The sequence below is a fragment of the Arcicella rosea genome, assembly GCF_014204325.1.
Classification (GTDB): Bacteria; Bacteroidota; Bacteroidia; order Cytophagales; family Spirosomataceae; genus Arcicella; species Arcicella rosea_A.
The window spans coordinates 262,794-278,763 of the sequence record NZ_JACHKT010000002.1 but is presented as its reverse complement, the minus strand read 5'-3'; the positions used below and the strand labels follow the sequence as shown (position 1 = coordinate 278,763).

General features: G+C 35.7%; 13 protein-coding genes. 12 read left to right on the top strand and 1 reads right to left on the bottom strand.

The window, feature by feature from the left end:
- Window positions 1–183: 183 nt before the first annotated feature.
- The gene (locus HNP25_RS02715; protein ID WP_184129829.1) at window positions 184–966 is read left to right on the top strand and encodes an HAD family hydrolase; all 783 of its coding nucleotides are present in this window, start codon (window positions 184–186) and stop codon (window positions 964–966) included.
- A gap of 335 nt (window positions 967–1,301) precedes the next feature.
- The gene (locus HNP25_RS02710) at window positions 1,302–2,450 is read left to right on the top strand and encodes a TIGR03364 family FAD-dependent oxidoreductase (RefSeq protein WP_184129826.1); all 1,149 of its coding nucleotides are present in this window, start codon (window positions 1,302–1,304) and stop codon (window positions 2,448–2,450) included.
- Window positions 2,451–2,652: 202 nt separating this feature from the next.
- Here HNP25_RS02710 and HNP25_RS02705 read toward each other — a convergent pair whose 3' ends face one another.
- Window positions 2,653–3,831, bottom strand: a complete 1,179-nt coding sequence (locus HNP25_RS02705) for an alkaline phosphatase family protein (protein WP_229202771.1) — start codon at window positions 3,829–3,831, stop codon at window positions 2,653–2,655.
- 285 nt (window positions 3,832–4,116) lie between these two features.
- On the opposite strand from HNP25_RS02705, the gene HNP25_RS02700 reads away from it, so the two are divergent.
- The 10 genes from HNP25_RS02700 (at window position 4,117) to HNP25_RS02655 (ending at window position 15,969) form a co-directional block, all read left to right on the top strand.
- Window positions 4,117–6,681 (top strand): DUF5686 and carboxypeptidase-like regulatory domain-containing protein, encoded by a 2,565-nt coding sequence (locus HNP25_RS02700; protein ID WP_184129823.1) that lies wholly within the window; start codon window positions 4,117–4,119, stop codon window positions 6,679–6,681.
- A 208-nt stretch (window positions 6,682–6,889) separates the two neighbouring features.
- Entirely contained in the window at window positions 6,890–7,927 is a 1,038-nt protein-coding gene (locus HNP25_RS02695; RefSeq protein WP_184129820.1) for a hypothetical protein, read from the top strand.
- Between the two features lie 16 nt (window positions 7,928–7,943).
- A complete protein-coding gene (locus HNP25_RS02690; RefSeq protein ID WP_184129818.1) occupies window positions 7,944–8,747 on the top strand; it encodes a cytidylyltransferase domain-containing protein in 804 nt (267 codons plus the stop codon).
- 21 nt (window positions 8,748–8,768) lie between these two features.
- Entirely contained in the window at window positions 8,769–9,626 is an 858-nt protein-coding gene (locus tag HNP25_RS02685; RefSeq protein ID WP_184129815.1) for a transketolase, read from the top strand.
- A gap of 209 nt (window positions 9,627–9,835) precedes the next feature.
- Window positions 9,836–10,744 carry a transketolase family protein gene (locus tag HNP25_RS02680; protein ID WP_221432369.1) on the top strand — a complete coding sequence of 303 codons (909 nt, stop codon included), beginning with the start codon at window positions 9,836–9,838 and terminating at the stop codon, window positions 10,742–10,744.
- Between the two features lie 136 nt (window positions 10,745–10,880).
- Complete coding sequence (locus tag HNP25_RS02675; RefSeq protein WP_184129812.1) at window positions 10,881–12,224, top strand: aminotransferase class III-fold pyridoxal phosphate-dependent enzyme; 1,344 nt, start codon at window positions 10,881–10,883, stop codon at window positions 12,222–12,224.
- Window positions 12,225–12,309: 85 nt separating this feature from the next.
- Window positions 12,310–13,140, top strand: a complete 831-nt coding sequence (locus HNP25_RS02670; RefSeq protein WP_184129810.1) for an SDR family oxidoreductase — start codon at window positions 12,310–12,312, stop codon at window positions 13,138–13,140.
- A 185-nt stretch (window positions 13,141–13,325) separates the two neighbouring features.
- Window positions 13,326–13,817, top strand: a complete 492-nt coding sequence (locus HNP25_RS02665; RefSeq protein ID WP_184129807.1) for a KdsC family phosphatase — start codon at window positions 13,326–13,328, stop codon at window positions 13,815–13,817.
- 146 nt (window positions 13,818–13,963) lie between these two features.
- Window positions 13,964–14,869, top strand: a complete 906-nt coding sequence (locus HNP25_RS02660; RefSeq protein ID WP_184129804.1) for an N-acetylneuraminate synthase family protein — start codon at window positions 13,964–13,966, stop codon at window positions 14,867–14,869.
- Between the two features lie 191 nt (window positions 14,870–15,060).
- The gene (locus HNP25_RS02655; protein ID WP_229202770.1) at window positions 15,061–15,969 is read left to right on the top strand and encodes a sterol desaturase family protein; all 909 of its coding nucleotides are present in this window, start codon (window positions 15,061–15,063) and stop codon (window positions 15,967–15,969) included.
- The last annotated feature ends 1 nt before the right edge of the window (window position 15,970 follow it).

Genomic DNA, 15,970 nt, shown 5'->3' with positions numbered 1-15,970 from the left:
TCATGCAACATTACTAACAAAAAACCCTTAAAATCTACACTTTACAAAGCCTTAATCAAGATTTAATCTATGCTTAAAATGAGAGTATTTATCTTTGATTTCAAAAAAATAGCATCTCAAACCAGAGAAAATAGGATTTTAGTACTGTCTTAAAATGCTTGTTATCATTAAATTAAAAAGCAAATGTCACTTATTGAATTAGTTACTTTTGATATGGCGGGAACTACCGTTCAAGATCACCATGAAGTAGAAATGTGCTTTATCGAAGCCGCTACACAAACAGGTTTAACCGTTTCTCCAGAACGTGTTTTGGCTTTACAGGGATATTCAAAAAAATATGTTTTTGAATTGTTATGGTCTGAAATGATTGGTGACTCTCATCCAGATTTACCAGAATTTGTCAATCACTCTTATTTGGTTTTTTGTGAGATTTTAGAAAACCATTATCTCAACAATGATATTTTTCCGACCGAAGGCTGTTTAGAAATCTTTGATTATTTGAAGAGTAAAGAAATAAAAATTGCTTTAACGACGGGTTTTTACAGAAAAGTAACCAATATTATTTTACAAAAATTGGGCTGGTTAGACGGACTCAACGCCAATTATGTGGGGAACGAGAATACGCTCATTCAAGTATCTGTGGCATCCGACGAAGTATTGAAAGGTCGCCCAGAACCTTTGATGATTCAGAAAGCCATGCAAACGCTCCGTGTGACGGACGCTCAGAGAGTAATCAATATTGGCGATACGCCTTCTGATTTAAAATCTGGTGTTCGTGCTGGTTGTAGAATGTCTTTGGGAGTAACTAACGGCACGCATACTCGCCAACAATTGAGTATTCATAGAAATGATGGTTTATTGAACAAAGTTTCTGACATCAAAGACATTATTGAGAACCTTCAAAAAGATACTACTGAAGACAAAATGGATTTTCCTTTCTTGAAAAAACTTAATTTTTTGCTTTAGGAGCTGAGAGCAAAAAGCTGTGAGCTTTGAGAAGATTTAAAATAGTCTTCAATTTAAGTAATGAATACAATTTAAACGACCTGACTACGGGACAGTTCCATAAAAAACACAGAGGAACACAGAGAATATACAGAGTTTCACGGAGAAATATTGTAACAAAATACTCTGTGAAACTCACTAAAAGCTTTGCTAAACTCTGTGTATAAAAATTGTCCATTAATTAGCCTAAAGACAATTTTTCCAATGATTGAGTGATTAAAATCTTACAATTCTAATCACTCAATCATAAATCACTAACTCACAATTGAAACAATCTCTTTTTTGAAAACCACTTTATGAACAAATATGATTTAATCGTTATTGGAGCAGGAAATGTTGGTACTTTTCATGCTTATCACGCTCTCACGCAAGGTAAATCGGTCTTATTAATCGACAAAGATTCTGAGCCGATTGAAGCTACTGTTAGAAATTTTGGGCAAGTTGTACCTTCTGGACAAGCTTTGGATACTTGGTTTGAATACGGTCGTGAATCATTGGGTATTTATAAGAAAATTCAAGCGAAATTTGATATTACTGCTCGCCAAAACGGTACTTATTACTTTGCTTCGGACGATGAGGAAATGGTACTTTTAGAAGAAGCTCGTGCTTTATTTAAAATCAGAGAGTATTCTTCTACGCTCCTTTCCAGAAAATCTTGTTATGAACGCTTTCCAAACCTCAATTCTGAATATTATAAAGGTGGTTTGTTCTTCCCAGACGAAGTATCGGTTGAACCCAGAACGATGGTGCATCGTCTTCGACAAATGTTGATACAAGATTTTGGTTTGGTATTTATGAACAATACGGCTGTAATTAATTGTGAAATCAAAAATGGCATTTGTGAAGTAAGTACAGCTACAAACCAAAAGTTATTTGCCGATAAAGTAGCCATTTGCAACGGACATGAATTCAAAATTTTGTTTCCAGAAATTTTCAACCAAAGTGGTATGAAAATCTGTAAACTGAATATGATGCAAACCTATCCGTTACCAGAAGTAAAACTAAACGGCAATATTTTATCAGGACTTTCGATTCGTCGTTATGATAGTTTTAAATCTTGTAATTCCTACCAACATTTACAAACGCCAGAATGGCAAAAACCTTATAAACAATGGGGCATTCATATTTTGTTTAAACAGGCTTTGAATGGCTCTATCATCATTGGCGACTCGCACGAGTACGCTGATGTGGACGAAAATGCCAAATTGCCTTTAGGAATAGACATGAATATCAACGATTTAATTCTGAAAGAAGCCAAAAGAATAATGGCTTTACCGAACTGGAAAATTCAAAATTATTGGGCTGGATATTATTCACAAACGGCTGATGGTGGTTCTTATGAGTATCAAATTGAAGATAAAATCTATATTTCAACAGGGATTGGCGGAAAAGGTATGACGACGGCAGCAGGTTATAGCCGTAAACGAGTTGAGGAGATTTTTTAATTTCGGATTTCGGATTTCGTTAAGAAAAATTCAAACTGGTGCTTTTCTACTCATTTTCTGTGAATTGTCTCATAAAAAAACCGCTTCAATTGAAGCGGTTTTCTTGTTTATATTTGATAATTCAAAAACACATTTCCTAATCTTCAACCCTCCAAATTCTCAAATTCACACATTTTCAAATCTTCAAATCTCCAAATTAAAACTACTTCATCACTCCTTTCACAGCTTCTCCAATTTCTTTTCCATTCTGAAAATCGTAGCCTAAAAATTTCGCTAAAGTCTTAGCAATTTGGTTTTGGAAGTATTGCCCTTCTGTTTTGATTTCGCCCAAAGCTGGTGTATCTGGACCAATTACGCCAAACCAAATTTCATAACAATCAGGCACTTTTTGTCCGTGACTCGTCCACTGACTTTTGATTTTGTTTCCTCTTCCGTGGTCGGTCGTTAAGATAATTGTTGTTTTATCTTTGTATTTTGGATTACTCTGGCAGTAATTCCATAAATCTCCCACAAACTTATCAACAGTGTTTGCTGCAAAAAGATATTCATCATATTTAGCTTCGTGAGCAAATTCATCAGTTTCATCAAAAGACAAAAAGAAAACACTTGGGTCGTTCTTTTTGATGTACTCTTTCGCCAAATAATACGTAATAAAATCGTGGCGGTCGCTGGCTAAACTTGGATAAGTACTTTGAATTTCATTCAAGATTTTCTCTTTTTCTGTCAAATTTCCTTCCACCAATTCTTTACCCGAATTCACTGAAATTCCACTTCTCTTTTCGTTGATAATGTACGGAAAAACGTCCCAAGTAGCGTAAGCCGCTACTTTTCCTTTATACTTTGGTTGAGTATTCAAAAACTCTAAAACAGTAACGTTTTCATTCAAAATTTTATCATTTGAATTTACTTTATCGTCTGCATAACCTGTCAAAATTTCGTTATAACCTGGATATGAAAACCAATATGGATTTTTCACATTTACTTTATTTCCTGCCCAACGATTTCCGTACAATTGCCCTTGTTTTGCCATCGTATTCCAAACGAAAGGCATAATTTTCTTTCTACTTATTTCAGCAGAATCCGACCAAAAATTTTGTTTTACTCTATCCTTATTTTTCGTATATTCTTTACTGTTCAATAATACAGAATCCACTCCACCAAAAACTTCTTGCCAACGAAATCCATCTGTTGTAATCAAAAAAACATGCTCAGTTTTATGTTGAGCATATATTTCCTGCTGAAAAAACAAGAGTGCAAAAACCGTCAAAATAAGTGCATTTGATAGTTTTTGAGGAAAAACCAACAAAGCTTTTCTTATCTGAAATACATAATCGCTCACCATTAGTTTAATCATGGTTGAAGCACTTGGTAAAATATTCATTGTTCTAATTTTTTAACAACAAAAGTGGTTGTCTGCTTGTAAAATATAAGGGAATCAAAAATAGACATTTCAAACAGCCAAACAGTTACTGAAATATTAATTATAAGTTATTACTTTTGGGGCAATATTATATAAATGTTAATTAGCCACTCTTCAAAAATCATCAAGGAACTTTGTTCACTTTTTTTTTGATACGCTTCTATAGGAAAGCCAAGTGTTTTCCTATCAGCTTAGTTAAGAAGTACAAAAAGTACTCAACTGCTTTATTTTAATCATAAAATTATAATGAGTGCATATTTTAAAATACTCAAGCCTCTTTTAGTCTTAACACTACTTGTACTTACTGTTTCTTCGGTTTTTGCACAGACTACCAGAATCAAAGGCAAAGTAATAGATGCTAAAACAGGCGAAACTTTGCCCTTTGTAAATGTCAGTATTATGGGGACGAAACAAGGTACTCAGACTGACATGAATGGTAGTTTTTATTTAGAAACTCCACAATTAAAACCCACGCTTAGAGTCGCTTTTGTAGGATATTCGCCTGAAGTAAGAGAAATAGATGGTGGAAAAATCGTATCTGTGACCTTTAAACTCAAAACACAAAACACTGATTTACAAGAAGTAACCGTTAAAGGCAAAAAAGATAAGTACCGAAATAAAGATAATCCTGCGGTTGTATTAATCAGAAAAGTAATTGAACATAAAGCTCAAAATAGAAAAGAATCGCTAGATTTTTATCAATATAACAAGTACGAAAAATTAGAATTTGATTTAAGTAATGTTTCTGAAAAGTTTAGAAATAAACGTTCTCTCAGAAAGTTCGACTTCGTTTTTAACCATTTAGATACTTCTCAAATCACGGGAAAAGTCAATTTACCCATGTATTTGAAGGAAACTATTTCCGACGTTTATTTCAGAAAATTACCCGAAAATAAAAAGGAGGTAATCAAAGGCGAAAAAATGACGGGCTTGGGAAATTATGTGGATAATAATGGCATCAAGCTATATTTGGAAGCACTTTATCAAGATGTAAATGTTTATGATAATAATATTTTACTCTTAGCTACGCAATTTTTAGGACCCACCGCACCAGTTTCTCCGCAGTTTTATCGTTACGTTATCATCGACACCACAGCATTTAAAGGGACAAAATGCGTGAATTTGGGTTTTTCTCCTAGAAATTCAAACGACCAGCTTTTTCAAGGAACGATGCTTATTTCTTTAGATTCAAGCTATGCGATTAGAAAAGTACAAATGGGTTTTTCAAAAGACATCAATGTTAATTTTGTGACTGATTTACGGGTTTCGCAAGAATATGATTTCATTGAAAACGAAGGTTTGATGTTGACCAAAGATGATTTAGCGATTGAATTCAACCTTCTCAAAAAAGAAAATGGCATGGGACTTTTCGGGCAAAGGAGTGTGTCGTATAAAGACTATATCATCAATAAAACGATTGAAAAAAATATTTTTGAAGGCTTAAAAACCGACATTCAAAAAGATGCTGAAAAACGAGATGATGCTTTCTGGGAACAAGCTCGCCATCATTCTTTATCAAGTAAAGAACTAGGCATTTATTCGATGGTGGACAGCGTAAAAAAAGTCCCTGCCTTCCAAAGAGTAATGAACACGGCAACTTTTCTGCTTGAAGGTTATAAACCAATGGGAGGTTTTGAAATTGGCCCAGTCAATACTTTTTACAGTTTCAATCCAATTGAAGGATTTAGGGCTAGAATTGGCGGAAGAACAACACCAACTTTTAGCGAACGCATGGCTTTTGAAACCTATGCAGCTTATGGTTTTAGAGATGAACGTTACAAGTATTTTGCTTCGGCAACATTTTCCTTAACCGACCACAATACTTATACTTATCCCATCAAACATTTTAGGATTTCGTATCAAAATGAAATCAAAATTCCGGGACAAGAATTACAGTTTGTACAGGAAGACAATTTTTTACTTTCTTTCAAAAGAGGTCAGAATAATAAAATGACCTATAATAAAGTACTTAATCTTGATTATCTGAACGAATCTAAAACAGGTTTAACTGTTAATATTAATTTCAAAAATATTCGCCAAACGCCTACTGGTTCTTTGTATTTCAATACTTTACAAAATGATGGTACCTTAAAAAGTGCTCCAGAAATCATCAGTAGTGAATTAATGATTGGGCTAAGGTATGCACCAAACGAGCAGTTTTATCAAGGAAAAAATTATCGTATTCCGATTATTAATAAGTATCCATCTTTCCAAATCAGATATACTTTGGGCGTAAAAGGATTGTTGGATGGACAGTACAATTTCCATCGACTGGTGGCTTATGCACAAAAAAGAATTTACATTCCACCGATTGGTTATACAGATGTGGCTTTGGAAGGAGGTAAAACATTCAATCCTTTGCCTTTTGCTTTGTTGACAATCCACCGAGCCAACCAAACCTATGCTTATCAGCCAGAAGCTTATAATTTAATGAATTTCTTGGAATTTGTGAGTGACCAATATGCTGCTGTATTCATCGACCATCACTTTAATGGATTCATTTTCAATAAATTACCAATCATCAGAAAGTTAAAATTAAGAGAAGTAATTACTTTTAAAGGTTTGATGGGAAAACTCAGCGAACAAAATAAAGCGACTGCTGAAAATGGTTTATTAGTAATGCCTACCGATGAAAATGGCAAACCAAGTACTTTTTCATTGGAGAAAAAACCTTATATGGAAGTAAGTTTTGGGATTGAAAATATTTTTAAAGTATTAAGACTAGACTTGGTAAAGCGTTTGAGTTACTTGGAAAACCCAAATGTAAGTGCCAGTCCAACCATAAGATTTAGAATGCGTTTTGATTTTTAATAACCATTATTGAGCCTAAAGATTTATATAGAAAGCTTTGAATGAACAATTTTGGTCACTAATCAGTAACTTTACTTTACATTTGACTGACCACATGAATTTATAATTTCGTTGATTATCTTGAAAACTTACCAAATACTTAATTTCAAGATAATATTAACCTAATACTTGCTTGATAATTTTGTTTTAAATCCAACACAAATCATTTATGCAAAAAAAGATATTATTCATTACGGGTTCAATCAACCAAACCACTCAAATGTATCAAATTGCTGCGCAATTACCTGAATATGATTGTTGGTTTAGTCAAATTTTTGTAGATTCTCCTTTCATACAATGGGTGCTTGATGAAACTGATTTTTTAGCAAAAACTGTTTTGTCGGGTCAATTCAGAACAAACTCCGAAAAGCTTTGTCTTGAAAATGGTCTGCAAATGGATTACAAAGCCAAAAAAAATCAATACGATTTAGTGGTGTATTGTTCTGATATGATTATTCCTGATAGATTACTCCAACAAAAAACAATTTGGGTACAAGAAGGAATGGTTGATGAATATAACTTTTTCTGCAAAATCATCAAAAAATTAAATCTTCCTCGTTATTGGGCGATTGGTACTGCATTAAATGGTTCTTCAAATCTTTGTGATATTTATTGTGCTGCTTCAAAAGGTTACAAAGAACGCTTCTCTAAGATTGGTACTAAGGCTCACAAAATCTTAGTAACTGGGATTCCAAATTTTGACAATTGTGAACAATATTTAGAGAACGATTTTCCGTTACAAAATTATGTTTTGGTTGCAACGTCTGATAGCAGAGAGTGTTTCAGACCTGAAGATAGAATTGGGTTTATTAAAGATTGTGTGGAAAAAGCTGCTGGCAGACAACTCGTTTTCAAACTTCATCCCAACGAAGTTGTGGAAAGAGCTGTTGCTGAAATCAAAGAAAATACGCCTGAAAGTACTTTGATTTATACTACTGGAAATATTAATCCGATGATTGCCAACTGTGAAGAATTCATCACTCAGTACTCTTCTGCGGTTTATGTCGGTATGGCATTGGGCAAAAAAGTACATTCTTATTTCGATAAAGAAGAATTGGAAAGACAAATGCCGATTCAAAACAAAGGTACTTCCGCTAAAAATATCGCTCAGATTTGTCGTGATTTTTTAGAATTTTCTGGAAAGAAAGAAGACTTTGTTAAAACATATCAATACAAAGCTGTTCCATCAGAATTAGTCTTTCAATAACTTTAAAATAACATAAATGACTTCCATTAGCATTGTTGTTCAAGCCCGTATGTCGTCGAGTAGATTACCCAAAAAGGTTTTATTACCGATTTTGGGCGAAAGTCTGCTTTATAGAATGATTGAGCGTTTGCAGCAAATCAAACATAAAACAAGTATCGTAATTGCTACTTCTGAAAACGCAGAAGACGATGTAATCGAAGAATTTTGTCAGGCAAAAAACATTACTTGTTTTCGTGGAAGTTTGAATAATTTATTGGACAGACATTATCAAGTTGGGGTATTAACGAATGCGGATATTGTCATTAAAATTCCTTCGGATTGTCCATTGATTGACCCACGTATTGTGGATAAAGTATTGGATTTTTATTTTGAAAACGAAGGGAAATACGATTTTGTGAGTAACCTCCATCCAGCTACTTATCCAGATGGCAACGATGTAGAAATAATGACTTCTGAGGCTTTGAAAAAAGCTTGGCAAGAAGCCACTCGTCCTTTGGAGTTAGAACATACAACACCTTATTTCTGGGAAAATCCAGACAAATTTCGTTTGGCGAATGTGACTTGGAAAACAGGTTTAGACTACTCAATGTCGCATCGTTTTACGATAGATTATTACGAAGATTACTTGTTTATCAAACGAGTTTTTGAAGAATTATATCCCCAAAATCCAGCTTTTTCATTAGAAGACATACTTTCGTTACTTCAAGAAAAACCTGAAATCTACGAAATCAACCAACATTTTGCTGGAGTAAATTGGTACAGAAATCATTTAGATGAACTGAAAACAATTTCGCAAGAGCAAACCAAATTGAGCATTTAGCGTAAATTCCAAATAAATAAAATGACCGAAGAAAAACTAGAAAACTTAACAAGTATCGCATTGCGAGTACGTGAACACATCATCGGAATGTCCACTGATGGCGGTTGTTTTGTAGGTGCGTCCCTTTCAGCTACCGATTTGATGGTTTATCTCTACAACGATTTTTTAAATATTTCCAAAGAAAACCTCAAAGACCCAAACCGTGATTATCTGTTTCTTTCAAAAGGACACGATGTGCCTGCTTTGTATGGTACTTTGGTTGAAATGGGCATTTTAGAAGCCGAACGTTTACAAAATCATCTTTCCGCAAACGATAATATTTACTGGCATCCAAATACTAAAATTCCGGGAATTGAATTTCATTCTGGTTCGTTGGGACATCTTCCTGCGGTTTCGTTAGGCGTAGCTTTAGATTGCAAAATCAGAGGAACAGAGAACCGAATCGTATGTATTTTGGGTGATGGAGAATTGAACGAAGGTTCTTGCTGGGAAGCCGTTTTGGTAGCGAATGCTTACAAATTAGACAATCTGGTTTTTGTGATTGACCGTAATCATTTCCAAGCGAATGTTGCCACAGAAGATTTAATTCCTTTAGAACCTTTGGCGGATAAATTCAAAGCTTTTGGAGCGGATGTCGTAAGAATTGATGGACATAATTTCTTGGATTTAGAGGAAGCATTTACAAGTTTAGACGAACGTAAAGGCAAACTTCATGTAGTAATTGCTGATACTGTTCGTGGAAAAGGCTTACCAAGTATCGAAGCTCGTGCAGACCGTTGGTTCTGTAATTTTTCAGAAAATGAAGTTTCACAATTGATGGAAGAATTACACGGTTTTCATTCAGCAAATATTGAATCAGAGGTATTGGTGGTTAGATAGATTGTTGTTGGATTTCGGATGTCGGATTTCGGCTATCAGATGTCGGAAATACTTTTTAGCTTTCAGATTTCGGAAATCAGATGTCGGAAATAGGAAATAGAGGTAAAATCCGATGGCTGAAATCTGAAAGCAGATGACCAAAATCTCAAATCCGAAAGCTGAAAGCCGATGACCGAAAGCTGACAGCTCACAGCTAAAAAAATAAAATCATGTACGAAGAATTATTAAAAAATACAGCCCTTGCTGACGAGCGTTTTGTGGTAATGACTGCCGAAAACCGTGCTTTGGTTAAAAATCTACCAGCAGTTTTGGGGAAAAGATTTATTGATACAGGTATCACAGAACAAACGATGATTGGTGCTGCCGCAGGTTTGGCTTTACGTGGACGCATTCCTGTTGTTCATGCTTTGTCGGCATTTTTATCGATGCGTGCTTTTGAATTTATCCGTACCGATGCAGGAATTGCTAATCTTCCAGTAAAGTTGAGCAGTTTTATTCCCGGCTTTTTGTCGGATGGAAATGGGCCAACACACCAAGCGATTGAAGACATAAGTATCATGCGTGGTATTCCGAATATGCAAGTTTTTGCTCCTGCTGACGAAAGCGATTTAGTAACGATGTTACCTAAAATCTGGAATACGCCAAATCCTGCTTATGTGCGTATTTGTACCAGACCAGCCAAGTATCAGCACGATACAAATTTTGAAATTGGTAAAGCTGAAATCATTTCAGAAGGTACAGACATTACGATTTTGGTTTACGGTTTTATGTTTGAACAAGCCTTGATTACGGCTGAAATCTTGCGTGAACAAGGTAAATCTGTGGGTTTAATCAACATGAGAAGTTTGAAACCTGTGGACGAAAAAGCAATCATTAAAGCTGCTCAACAATCAGAGCTAATCGTAACGATTGAAGACCATTTCCTAACAGGCGGTTTGTACAGTATCGTAGCAGAAACATTGTTGAAAAACAGAATGACAGCCGATGTTTTACCGATTGCTTTGAACGAAAAATGGTTCAAACCAGCACGCTTGAATGAAGTATTAGAATATGAAGGTTTCACAGGAAAACAAATGGCAGAGAAAATATTGGAAGTAGCTGTGAGTTATGAGCTATAAGCTATAAGCTGTGAGCAATGAGCTTGAAAGATAACAGCTCAAGGCTCACAGCTCAAAGCTTCTTTCGTCTTGCATCTTGCGTCTTTTCTCTTTCATCTTAAAGTCCTAAAGTCCAAAATCCTAAAGTCCCCCAAAAATGCCCAATACGATAAAATCAAACGAAAATTATCCCAACATCACAGAGTCGGATAGTTGGTATAATAGAGCTTTAAAAGTACAAAAGCCCATCACACAAACACTTGCCAAAGGGCCGGGACAATTCACCAAAGGTGTAGCACCGAAGTATTTGCAAAAAGGCAAAGGCTCGCACGTGTGGGATGTTGATGGCAACGAATACATAGATTTCAACGCTGCGATTGGACCACTTTCTTTGGGTTATACTTATCCAGCGGTGGACGAAGCCATCAAAAAACAATTGGAAGATGGCATCACTTTCTCGTTGATGCACCCTTTAGAAGTAGAACTTTCTGAATTAATTCAAGAGGTAATTCCTAATGCAGAAGCTGTAAAAATCTCGAAAACTGGTGCGGACGTTTGTTCGGCAGCTATTCGTGTAGCTCGTGCTTTTACAGGTCGTGAGAAGATTTTCTGTTGTGGTTATCACGGTTGGCACGATTGGTACATAGGTATTACAAGTCGTAATGCAGGTATTCCAGAAGCCATCCAAAACATGACTTACACTTTTGAATACAACAATATCGAAGCCATCAGAGAAGCTTTAGACGAAGACGTTGCCGCCATTATTCTTGAGCCTTTCATTTTTGAAGCACCACAAAATAACTTCTTGCAAGAATTAGCTGAGGTTTGTCGTGAAAATGGTACTCTACTCATTTTTGATGAAATGTGGACAGGTTTCCGTATCGCTTTAGGTGGTGCTCAAGAGTACTTCAACGTTACTCCCGATTTAGCGGTTTACTCAAAAGCTTGTGCCAACGGTATGCCGATTGCTTTATTGACAGGTCGTGCAGATGTAATGGAATTGTTCAATAGCGAAGTATTTAGTTACACAACTTTTGGTGGTGAGGCTCTTTCTTTGGCGGCAAGTATTGCTACCATTAAAGAAATTAGAGATAAAAATGTACCAGCTTATTTGGATGAAAAAGGTGGAATTATCAAAGACGGTTACAACGAAATCGCTAAAGAATTTGGTTTAGAAAACCTGACCAAATGTGTCGGCTACAACTGTCGTTCAATGGTTACTTTCGCTCCAGAAGCTGGCAATGGTTTAGAAGTAAAAGCTTTGATGCAACAAGAAATGATTAAGCGTGGCGTATTGTGGGCTGGTTTTCATAATATGTGTTTTAGTCATTCTGATGAAGATATTCAATACACGCTTTCGGCTTACCGTGAAGTAATGCCGATTTTGAAAGAAGCCATCGAAAGTAAGGATGTAAAATCGTACTTGAAAGGTGAAGTATTAGAAGCTGTTTTCAGAAAAACAAGCAATTATAATATTAAACCTGCTTTGGCAAAAGCCTAAAGAAGTGATGAATTATGAGTGATGAATTGTCATTGCTGAATTAGATTAAACCTCTTTAGCATTTTGTTTTTAGAGATAACATTTTATGGAAAATATAAATAAAAGTACCATTCCTCAACTGTTTTCATTAGTCGGAAAAACGGCGATTGTTACAGGCGGAACTGGACTGATCGGAAAGAAGCATTGCGAAGCCTTAAAGGCGGTTGGAGCAAATGTTGTAGTGGCAGACATCGCTCAAGCAAATCCAAAAGCTTTTGCTGAAACATTGGGAGAAAATGCTTTGGGCGTAAATATTGATGTTACGAATGAAACCTCTTTGATAGACGCAAAAAACGAAATCTTAGCTCGCTTCGGCTCGATTGATATTTTGGTGAACAATGCTGCTATCAACGATATGTTTGAAAATCCAGAATTGGCGGCTTCGCTTTCTGCTTTTGAAAAATATCCATTAGAATCATTCCGAAAATCTTTAGAAGTAAATGTGTTGGGTGTGTTTTTATGCTCACAAGTATTCGGAGCGGTAATGGCTGAACAAGGCAGCGGAAGTATCATTAACATTGCTTCTACTTATGGAATCGTTGGCCCCGACCAAAGTATTTACCGCAACGAAGCTGGCGAACAGTTGTTTTTCAAATCGCCATCTTACCCAACTACCAAAGGAGCAATCATCAATTTTACTCGATATTTGGCGGCTTATTGGGGCAACAAAGGCGTAAGAGTAAATACGCTTTCGCCGGGCGGTGTAGAAAACTCGCAAGATGAGTATTTCGTAAAAAACTATTCTGCCAAAACTCTTTTGGGAAGAATGGCGACTTCAAGCGATTATCAAGGAGCATTAATTTACTTAGCATCCGACGCTTCGGCATATATGACAGGTACAAATCTGGTTGTAGATGGCGGATGGACGGCTATATAATTGTGATTTTGTGAATGAGTGATTTAGTGAGTTGTTAATTAGTGAATTGTGATTGAGTGATTAAAAATTGAAAGATTGAAATTTAATCATAAGTAAAAAAATAACTCACTAATTCACAATTTACTCAATCACAATTAAAAATCAATCACTAATTCACAATTCACTAAATCACAATTGATATAAATATGAGCGTACACGAAAAAGCAAAGCATATCAAATTACTCATTACAGACTGTGATGGCGTGTTGACGGATGCAGGCGTTTATTATGGCGAAAATGGTGAAGTATTAAAAAAATTCAATATCCGTGATGGAATGGGTGTTGAAAGACTTCGCAAGTTAGCAAACGTTGAAACGGCTATCATCACAGGAGAAGTATCGCCTTCGGTTGCCAAAAGAGCTGAAAAACTCAAGATTACTGAATTGCATTTAGGTATCAAAGATAAATTGGCAGTGTTAGTTCAAATTATGGTAAACAGAAATCTGACCAAAAATAACATTGCCTACATCGGCGACGATGTGAATGATATTGAAATTATGCAAAACGTTGGATTAACCGCTTGCCCAAGCAATGCCATCAGTTTTACAAAAGAAGTAGCCGATTATATCTGTGAAAATAAAGGTGGTGAAGGCTGTTTCAGAGAATTTGCAGAATTAATCATCGCTACACAATCTTAATCGAATTTCATAAAAATATTTTATCCAGAATGTCTTTAGTGGATTGTCCAAATTATCACATCTGAGCAATCCTAATCCCCAAGACATCAATACTTTTCTAAACAAACCCTCCTTTGGGGGTCAGGGGGTTTTTACGTCCATTACAAATGAAAAACGTTACATTATCATCAGGAAAAGTTATCGGTAAAGGTCAGCCATGCTACATTATTGCCGAAATCGGAATCAATCACAATGGTTCTTTAGACATCGCAAAGCAATTGGTTGACGAAGGTGCAAACGCAAAAGCAGATGCTGTAAAATTCCAAAAAAGAACACCTGAATTATGTGTTCCGCTTGACCAATGGGAAATCCAACGTGATACTCCGTGGGGAAGAATGTCGTACATCGACTACAAACGTAAAACAGAATTTGGCAATTTAGAATACTCTGCCATCGACCAACACGCCAAACAAAGAGGTATCGACTGGTTCGCTTCGCCTTGGGATGTTGAGTCGGTTACTTTCTTAGAACATTTCAGTCCAGTTTTATACAAATTGGCTTCAGCTTCTTTGACGGATTTAGAATTAATTGAAAAAATACTTCACACGGGTCGTCCATTGATGATTTCAACGGGAATGTCAACCGTGAAAGAAATTACTGATACGGTTGCTTTCATCAAGAATTTCGATGAAAATTACCCATTGATGATTGCTCATTCTACTTCGGCTTATCCTTGTAAACCAGAAGAATTGAATTTGAGTATGATTAGAACTTTGGGGGAAATGTTCCCAGATACGCCAATTGGTTACTCTGGTCACGAAACTGGTTTGGCAACAACGGTTGCTGCTGTGGCTTTAGGTGCTACCTTTGTAGAACGCCACTTTACTTTAGACCGTGCGATGTGGGGTTCAGACCACGCTGCTTCAGTTGAACCTCAAGGTTTGGCACGTTTAGTAAAAGACATTCGTGACGTAGAAATCGCTTGTGGAGATGGTATTAAAAAAGTATATGAAGCCGAAATTTCTCAAATGAAAAAATTAAGAAAACATATTTCAGCAGAGTACTCTGTTTAGATTTGAGTTTTCTAAACAAAATAAACGAAGTAATGACAATTTAAACTTGTAACTTGTTGTTACTTCGTTTATTATAAAATTTAGCGTAGTATTATTGGAAATCCTTTTCCAAAAGATTATCACAAACCAATATGAATCTCTTAACAATAACCACTTCGATACTCGTCTGCTGGATAATTTTTATCATCATCATGGAACGGCTTTATCCTTATCGAAAAGGACTTAAATTCTTCAGAGAAGGCTTTTGGGTTGATTTAGTTTGGTACACAATCATTCAAAGTTACTTTCTTAAAATTCTCATTTTTGATTATATCATTCAGCCAATCAACCTAAGTAATGACTGGTCGGATTATCAGTTTGTAAAAAACTGGTCTGTGCCTGCACAAGTACTTTTCTTTTTGATTACCCACGATTTTTATATTTACTGGTTTCATCGCTTACAACACGGCAATAAGTTTTTCTGGAGAACTCATGAAGCACATCATTCTGGAAAAGAAGTAGATTTTCTGGAAGGTTCACGTTCGCATGTTGTGGAGATTATCATCAATCAAACCATAGAGTTTTTACCGATTATCGTACTCGGTGCCGACCCTGCTGTTTTACCGATAAAAGCATTATTGGACGCTGTTTTTGGCATGTTTATTCATGCCAATATTAATGTAAAAATGGGTAAATGGAAGTATATTTTCAATTCGCCAGAATTGCATTTATGGCATCACTCCAATTATCAAGAAGTATTTCATGCCAACTTTTCTACCAAATTTGCATTCTGGGATTATCTTTTTGCTACAGCATATTTCCCGGGACATAAACCTGGCAATGAGCGTGAAAACTGGGGGTTATACTACGATTATCCGAAAGATTATTTCCTCCAACATGCCTTTTCTGTAAAGCGTTTTGACGAGAAAAAACTACTTCGCTACAAATGGTTTGCTTGGTATTATAATTTACGTCCGAATATTTTAAAGAAAATTAATCATTGGATAGAAGACATTGAACATTATTTCATGGTTGAAAACTCTACGATGAATTATCGTAGAATAGAGCAACACGAAACGGAAGAAAATAAAGAATCGAATAATCACCACTCAGACCTATAAT